8 protein-coding genes are annotated in these 6,905 nt (G+C 59.9%); 7 read left to right on the plus strand and 1 reads right to left on the minus strand.

Annotation, left to right across the window (positions count from 1 at the left end):
* The first annotated feature begins 58 nt into the window (after window positions 1-58).
* The 7 genes from VE934_RS02150 to VE934_RS02180 all read left to right on the plus strand — a co-directional run bounded on the left by VE934_RS02150 (window position 59) and on the right by VE934_RS02180 (window position 6,144).
* Window positions 59-886 carry an ABC transporter ATP-binding protein gene (locus tag VE934_RS02150; RefSeq protein ID WP_324883863.1) on the plus strand — a complete coding sequence of 276 codons (828 nt, stop codon included), beginning with the start codon at window positions 59-61 and terminating at the stop codon, window positions 884-886.
* On the plus strand, window positions 883-1,608 hold the full coding sequence (locus VE934_RS02155) for an ABC transporter ATP-binding protein (protein ID WP_324883865.1): 726 nt from the start codon (window positions 883-885) through the stop codon (window positions 1,606-1,608). The genes VE934_RS02150 and VE934_RS02155 overlap by 4 nt, the downstream gene beginning before the upstream one ends.
* On the plus strand, window positions 1,605-2,582 hold the full coding sequence (locus tag VE934_RS02160; protein ID WP_324883867.1) for a branched-chain amino acid ABC transporter permease: 978 nt from the start codon (window positions 1,605-1,607) through the stop codon (window positions 2,580-2,582). Before VE934_RS02155 ends, VE934_RS02160 begins: the two co-directional genes overlap by 4 nt.
* A 106-nt stretch (window positions 2,583-2,688) precedes the next feature.
* Window positions 2,689-3,759: a branched-chain amino acid ABC transporter permease gene (locus tag VE934_RS02165; RefSeq protein WP_324883869.1), complete on the plus strand. Its 1,071-nt coding sequence runs from the start codon at window positions 2,689-2,691 to the stop codon at window positions 3,757-3,759.
* The gene (locus VE934_RS02170; protein WP_324883871.1) at window positions 3,756-4,640 is read left to right on the plus strand and encodes an alpha/beta hydrolase; all 885 of its coding nucleotides are present in this window, start codon (window positions 3,756-3,758) and stop codon (window positions 4,638-4,640) included. Before VE934_RS02165 ends, VE934_RS02170 begins: the two co-directional genes overlap by 4 nt.
* Before the next feature lie 419 nt (window positions 4,641-5,059).
* Window positions 5,060-5,812, plus strand: coding sequence for an IS110 family transposase (locus tag VE934_RS02175; RefSeq protein WP_324883873.1), 753 nt, complete (start codon window positions 5,060-5,062; stop codon window positions 5,810-5,812).
* The gene (locus tag VE934_RS02180) at window positions 5,809-6,144 is read left to right on the plus strand and encodes a transposase (protein WP_324883875.1); all 336 of its coding nucleotides are present in this window, start codon (window positions 5,809-5,811) and stop codon (window positions 6,142-6,144) included. Before VE934_RS02175 ends, VE934_RS02180 begins: the two co-directional genes overlap by 4 nt.
* Before the next feature lie 297 nt (window positions 6,145-6,441).
* Here the strand turns inward: VE934_RS02180 and VE934_RS02185 are convergent, their stop codons facing one another.
* Window positions 6,442-6,762 (minus strand): hypothetical protein, encoded by a 321-nt coding sequence (locus VE934_RS02185; RefSeq protein ID WP_324883877.1) that lies wholly within the window; start codon window positions 6,760-6,762, stop codon window positions 6,442-6,444.
* Between the last annotated feature and the right edge of the window lie 143 nt (window positions 6,763-6,905).

Genomic DNA, 6,905 nt, shown 5'->3' on the forward strand with positions numbered 1-6,905 from the left:
AGACAAAGGCTTGGGCCAGACCACCCGCTACGCCGTTCCCCCATCCAACGGAACACTCATGCTCCAAACCAAAGAACTCACGGTCCGCTTCGGTGGGCACGTGGCGGTCAATGCCGTTAGTTGCAGCTTTGCGCCTGGCACATTGACGGCCATCGTCGGCCCCAATGGTGCGGGCAAGACCACGTATTTCAATTTGATTTCTGGCCAGCTCAAGGCCAGCAGCGGTACCGTGTCCCTTAACGGGCAGGAGCTGTCGGGTATGAGCGCTTCGGCGCGCACCCATGCAGGCCTGGGCCGGGCGTTTCAGCTCACCAATCTGTTTCCCAATCTGAGTGTGCTGGAGAACGTGCGCCTTGCCGTGCAGGCCTCTCGCCCAGGCCCGCACCGTCGCGGTTTGAACCTGTGGAGCATCTGGAGCGACCACAAGGCGCTGACCCAACGTGCTGAGGATATCCTCGAAGCCGTGGCCATGGAAAGCAAAGCGCAGATGCCAGTAGCCAGCTTGCCGCACGGTGACCAGCGCAAGCTGGAAGTCGCCTTGCTGATGGCGCTGGAGTCGCTGGTCTTCATGTTCGACGAACCGACTGCCGGCATGAGCACCGACGAGGCGCCCGTCATTCTTAATTTGATCCGCCAGCTCAAGCAAGACAAGACCAAAACCATTTTGCTGGTGGAGCACAAGATGGACGTGGTGCGCGAACTGGCCGACCGCATCATCGTGCTGCACAACGGCTCGCTGGTGGCTGATGGTGAACCGGCAGAGGTGATTGCCTCGCCCATCGTGCAGGAAGCTTATCTGGGTGTTTCTTCAAAGGCCGTTCGGGCTGAGCCTGTCGAAGCCATTCGACAAGCTCAGGGTGACCGGAAAGGGGAGGAGGGCGTATGACCGACAACCTCCTCACGCTGGAAGGAGTGCACACGCATATCGGCGCGTACCACATCCTGCATGGCGTTGACCTGCAGATTCCGCGCGGCCAGCTCACCATGCTGCTGGGTCGCAACGGGGCGGGCAAAACCACCACGCTGCGCACCATCATGGGCTTGTGGCAGGCCTCCAAAGGCCGCGCCACTTTTGGCGGACGCGACATCACCTCGCTGAGCACGCCGCAAATTGCAGAATTGAACATTGCCTACGTGCCAGAAAGCATGGGCATTTTTTCTGACCTCACGGTCAAGGAAAACATGCTGCTGGCTGCACGCAGCGCCAAGCGCGCCAGCCAGATGGACGAGACGCGGCTAAAGTGGATCTTTTCGCTCTTTCCAGCGGTTGAGAAATTCTGGAACCACCCGGCCGGCAAATTGTCGGGCGGGCAAAAGCAGATGCTGGCCGTGGCCCGCGCCATTGTGGAGCCGCGAGAGCTGCTGATCGTCGACGAGCCCAGCAAGGGCCTGGCCCCGGCCATCATCAACAACATGATCGACGCGTTTGCGCAGCTCAAGGCCAGCGGTGTGACGATTTTGCTGGTGGAGCAAAACATCAACTTTGCCAAGCGGCTGGGCGACACCGTGGCGGTGATGGACAACGGCGTGGTCGTGCATGCCGGCTCCATGGCCGAGCTGGCGCAAGACGCTGCCTTGCAGCAATCACTTTTGGGGTTGGCGCTATGAAAGACTTTGACTGGAAGCCGCTTGCCCTCGTGCCATTGCTTGCAGTGCTTGTGTTTCCCCTTATTGGCTCCAGCTCCACCTGGCTCACCCTTACGGTGGCTGGCCTGGCCATGGGCATGATCATCTTCATCATTGCCTCCGGCCTCACGCTGGTCTTCGGCCTGATGGACGTGCTCAATTTCGGCCACGGTGTGTTCATTGCGCTGGGTGCCTTTGTGGCCACCACCGTGCTGGGCACCATGGGCGACTGGACCGGTTCGCAAGAACTCTGGCGCAACCTGGTGGCGGTGCTGCCGGCCATGGTGGTTGCCATGCTGGTGGCAGGCGCGGTGGGTCTCGCCTTTGAACGCTTCATTGTGCGGCCGGTTTATGGACAGCATCTGAAGCAGATCCTCATCACCATGGGCGGCATGATCATTGGTGAAGAACTCATCAAGGTCATCTGGGGCCCGGCGCAAATTGCGCTGCCGCTGCCTGAAGCCCTGCGCGGCTCGCTGCTGATTGGCGATGCGGCGATTGAAAAATACCGGCTGATCGCGGTGGCGGTGGGGCTGTGCGTTTTTGCCCTACTGGTGTGGACCTTGAGCCGCACCAAGATTGGCCTGTTGATCCGCGCCGGTGTGCAGGATCGTGAAATGGTCGAGTCGCTGGGCTACCGCATACGCAGGCTGTTTGTCGGCGTGTTTGTGGTCGGCAGCGCACTGGCCGGCCTGGGCGGCGTGATGTGGGGGCTGTACCAGCAAAACGTGGTGCCGCAAATGGGCGCGCAGGTCAACGTGCTGATCTTCATCGTCATCATCATTGGCGGGCTGGGCTCCACAGGCGGCGCACTGATAGGCGCTTTGCTGGTCGGCCTGATGGCCAACTACACCGGCTTTCTGGCTCCCAAGGTGGCGCTGTTTTCAAACATCGCGCTGATGGCCGCGGTGCTGCTGTGGCGTCCGCAGGGCGTCTACCCTGTCACGAGTCGCTGAGGAAGCAAGCCATGAACATCCATTATCCGTTCGGGCTGAGCCTGTCGAAGTCTCCCCTGTCAACGATGTATGCCCTTCGACAAGCTCGGGGCGAACGGGACATACCATGCTGACCCGCATTCTCTCCAACGACTTTCCACGCAACCGCGTGCTCGCGGTGATCCTGGTGGCGCTGCTGCTGGCGCTGGCCTTTGCGCCCTTCATCTTTCCGGGCGTCAAGGCGCTTAACGTTGCTGCCAAGGTGCTGATCTTCATCGTCCTGGTGGCCAGCTTTGATTTGCTGCTGGGCTACACCGGCATCGTCAGTTTTGCGCACACCATGTTTTTTGGCATAGGCGCGTATGGCATTGCGGTGGCCACCACCCACATGGGCCCGACCTGGGGCGCGCTCGCTGTTGGCTTGTTGTCTGCGCTGGGGTTGTCTTTTGTGCTCTCGCTGGCGGTGGGGCTGTTTTCGCTGCGGGTCAAGGCCATCTTTTTCGCCATGATCACGCTGGCCGTGGCCTCGGCTTTCCAGACGCTGGCCTCGCAGATGTCGGAAGTAACAGGCGGTGAAGACGGCCTGACCTTCAAGGTGCCTGAAGTGCTGTCGCCCAGCTTCGAGTTTATGCAGCCCGTGTTTGGCGCGTCCATGGACGGCCGCCTGATTTGTTACTACTTGCTGTTTGCGGTGTCGCTGGTGTTGCTGCTGAGCTTGTTGCGCATTGTCAATTCACCCTTTGGCCGCGTGCTGCAGGCCATTCGCGAGAACGAGTTCCGCGCCGAAGCCATTGGCTACCGCGTGGTGGTGTACCGCACGACCTCCAGCATTTTGTCGGCGCTGTTTGCCACAGTGGCCGGCGCCATGCTGGCGCTCTGGCTGCGCTACAACGGGCCCGACACCTCGCTCTCGTTTGAAATCATGATCGACGTGTTGCTGATTGTGGTGATTGGTGGCATGGGCACCATCTACGGTTCGGCCATTGGCGCGGCGCTGTTCTTGGTGGCGCAAAGTTATCTGCAGGATTTGTTGGCGCTGGGCAGCCAGGCCGCTGCCGGCTGGCCGTGGCTGGCTGCCTTGCTCTCGCCAGACCGCTGGTTGCTCTGGCTGGGCGTGTTGTTTGTCTTGTCGGTTTATTACTTTCCCACCGGGGTGGTGGGGCGCTTGCGCGCGAAAACATCACTGGGCAAGGTATGAGCTTCACATCCAACTACCTGACGTGCGCTGGCCGCGAGATCCACTACACAGAGTGGGGCGCGCAGCACAGCCAGACCGTCATCGCCTGGCACGGCCTGGCCCGCACAGGTCGTGATATGGGCGAGCTGGCGGCCCACCTGAGCACACGCTTTCGCGTGATCTGCCCAGACACGATTGGCCGCGGCCTGAGCCAGTGGAGCCCGGACCCGAAAAACGAATACAAGCTCTCGTTTTACGCCCGCATTGCCAAAGACTTGTTTGACCAGCTGAACATCCGCCAGGCGCACTGGGTGGGCACCTCCATGGGCGGGGCCATCGGCACGGTGTGCGCGTCTGGGCTGTTTGAGCCCAGCATGAAAGGGCGCATCCAGAGCCTGGTGCTCAACGACACCGCGCCCAAAATTGCTGACGCAGCTATTGAACGCATACGTTCCTACGCCGGCAACCCTCCAGCCTTTGACACCGTGCGTGAGCTTGAGGCGTTCTTCAGGCAGGTCTACAAACCTTATGGCTGGCTCAGCGACGCGCAGTGGCGCCGCCTGACAGAGACATCGACCCGCCGCCTGCCAGACGGCCGCGTGACGCCACACTACGACCCGGCCATGGTGCAGCAGTTCACCCACCACCCCAACGACTACTTGGTGTGGGACCACTACGACGCGCTCGATATTCCGGTGCTGTGCCTGCGTGGTGTTGATTCAGATCTGGTGCTGCGTGAAACCACGGCTGAAATGCTGACACGTGGCCCGGGCGCGCGGGGGCTGACGGAGGTCGTTGAGATCGAAGGCTGCGGCCACGCGCCTGCGCTGAATGTGCCGGATCAGTTGCAACTGGTGGCTGGGTTTATTGATACGGTGCGGGAAGCGGCTACTACTGGCTGAGACGCGCCGAGGCTGTGCGCAAGGCATGACGCTATAGTTTATGTAGCAATGTTTTCCCGTGGTTATTGGGCGAGTGGCAATTTTTATGCTTTAGTTAAAGCCTAAAAAGGCCTTGAGAGGCTTTACGTCAGAGATTGAGATCCAAATCGGCATTTCGCCCTTTAATGACTCGCATAGTTTGCTATAGAAAAAGGAGCGCTGGCGCTTGGCCGGCGAGTGACACCTGCTCATCGCGGAAAGGCAGGCCTTTGCAACGTAGAAATTACCGGGGGACATGAGGCGAGTGCGCGACGCGCACTGAAACACTTTGCGTCCGTGTCGGATGATGGGATGGACTCCCCCGTCTTTTTGCGCGAAATTCGCGTACTGGTCTTCATTGGCGTGTGGATCAGGTCTTCATCAAACGTAAGGAGTCCGACATGAATGCTACTACTGTTGCCGTCGATCTTGCAAAGTCTGTCTTCCAATTGGCTGTTGCCGATGAGCACTGGCGAATTGTTGAGACCCAGCGCCTGACCCGCACTCAGTTCGAGCGCTGGTTTGCCAACCGCGACGTGTCCCAGGTCATCATGGAAGCCTGCGGCTCAGCCCACCATTGGGCCCGCTGGCTCAATGGCCTGGGTATCGAGGTCAAGCTGCTTCCAGCCCAGTACATCCGCGCCTACGTCAAACGCAACAAGACCGATGCAGCCGATGCGGCCGCCTTGCTGGAAGCAGCCCGTGCTTCAGATATCCGTCCCGTACGCGTCAAATCGGTTGAGCAGCAAGCCCTGCAGGGGATGCACCGCATCCGCAGCCTGTGGATGGGCACCCGCACCAGCCGCATTAATGCCCTGCGCGGTTTTTGCCGGGAGTTTGGTATTGCCATTCCTGTCGGGGCACGTACCGGTATCGAAGCTATCAGTCGGGTGCTGGCTGACCCGGCTACGGCTGTACCGGAGCTGATCCGTGGGACAGCCAAGCTGTTGATTGACGAAATCCGCCTGCTGGAGGCGCGCATTGCCCAGCTGGAACGTGAACTGGCCGCACTGGCCAGGCTCAGCCCGGCCTGCACGACGCTGCTGTCGATCCCGGGTATCGGCCTGTTGACCGCCACCGCGCTGGTGGCTGCAACCTCGGGTGATGTAGTCACTTCAAGGATGCCAGGCACTTTGCCAGCTGGTTCGGCTTGACGCCCAAGGAGTACAGCTCGGGCAATAGCCGCTACCTGGGGCGTATCTCCAAGAAGGGGGATCGCTACTTGCGCATGTTGCTCACGCATGGGGCCAGGAGTGTGCTGCGTGCCTCCAAGGTGGCTGAAACAGCTGGGCGCGAAGTGTGCGGTGTACGCCGCTGGGCGCTGGATGTGCAGGGCCGCTCAAACCACAACAAGGCGGCCTGTGCGCTGGCCAACAAGTTAGCGCGGATTTGTTATGCCACGCTGCGTGACAAGGAGCCGTTTGGTGAAGGCACCGTTCGATTAAGCAAGAAGATCAGCCGGGAAAGCTTTGTGATGCCGGCCTGAAGGCCGGCACCTCAACAGCTGTTAACAAGAAGTAGTGAACACCCATCACGCGTTGCGACGAGATTGATCGACCATCATGGCCAACCGGGTTCACCCCACACCGTTTAACGCCGATAACTCTTCCGGCAGCTTGCCTGCCGCTTGTAACGACTGGCGCTTCGGTGACGCAGATTCCATGTCGGCACGGGACACATACGATCCCACCTCAGATGCCGGATATACGACTGCAGGCGCTTCCCCAACAGCCAATCTATTGATCAGTTTCTTGCGCTTGTGGGGGAGTCCATATACAACAAGTTAGACATGAATCGCCGCCCCGAACGCCCCAACAGTGAAGCCCCCCAAGAATGCAAGCGACGAGAAGAACGCCAACAGTGCAACCTTGCTCTTAATACGACCAAAGGGTCTATCTGCCCCGGGAATAAACCAGGGAAGCACGTCCTTCATGTTTGGGCCTTCTTTCAAAGCGAAGTTGCCGGCAACGCCCGCGAGGGCTAACGCAAGCAAGAAAGCACCACCCAAAGCGGGCTCCACCCAATCCTTGGGGATGACAAATGGCACACAGAAACCCACTGCAAGAGACGCCACTAAGACCAGAGCGCTATAGCTTTTATTCATGTCTAGACAAAATGGCTTTGTAGCCAAGGGCGGCCCGACGCCTGCGAAGCCGTAGGTTGCGGACACGGGGTCTGCCGAGCTACACCAGTGCACCCGACAGGTGGTCTGTCGGGGCGTTGCCATGTTGCAAGGAGTCGGGCCAT

The organism is Polaromonas sp. (assembly GCF_035638815.1).
Taxonomy (GTDB): Bacteria; Pseudomonadota; Gammaproteobacteria; order Burkholderiales; family Burkholderiaceae_C; genus Polaromonas.

Excerpts from the sequence above, each read along its gene's own strand:
- VE934_RS02150 (WP_324883863.1), top strand. The coding sequence starts at position 59 with ATGCTCCAAACCAAAGAACTCACGGTCCGCTTCGGTGGGCACGTGGCG.
- VE934_RS02155 (WP_324883865.1), top strand. The coding sequence starts at position 883 with ATGACCGACAACCTCCTCACGCTGGAAGGAGTGCACACGCATATCGGC.
- VE934_RS02160 (WP_324883867.1), top strand. The coding sequence starts at position 1,605 with ATGAAAGACTTTGACTGGAAGCCGCTTGCCCTCGTGCCATTGCTTGCA.
- VE934_RS02165 (WP_324883869.1), top strand. The coding sequence starts at position 2,689 with ATGCTGACCCGCATTCTCTCCAACGACTTTCCACGCAACCGCGTGCTC.
- VE934_RS02170 (WP_324883871.1), top strand. The coding sequence starts at position 3,756 with ATGAGCTTCACATCCAACTACCTGACGTGCGCTGGCCGCGAGATCCAC.
- VE934_RS02175 (WP_324883873.1), top strand. The coding sequence starts at position 5,060 with ATGAATGCTACTACTGTTGCCGTCGATCTTGCAAAGTCTGTCTTCCAA.
- VE934_RS02185 (WP_324883877.1), bottom strand. The coding sequence starts at position 6,762 with ATGAATAAAAGCTATAGCGCTCTGGTCTTAGTGGCGTCTCTTGCAGTG.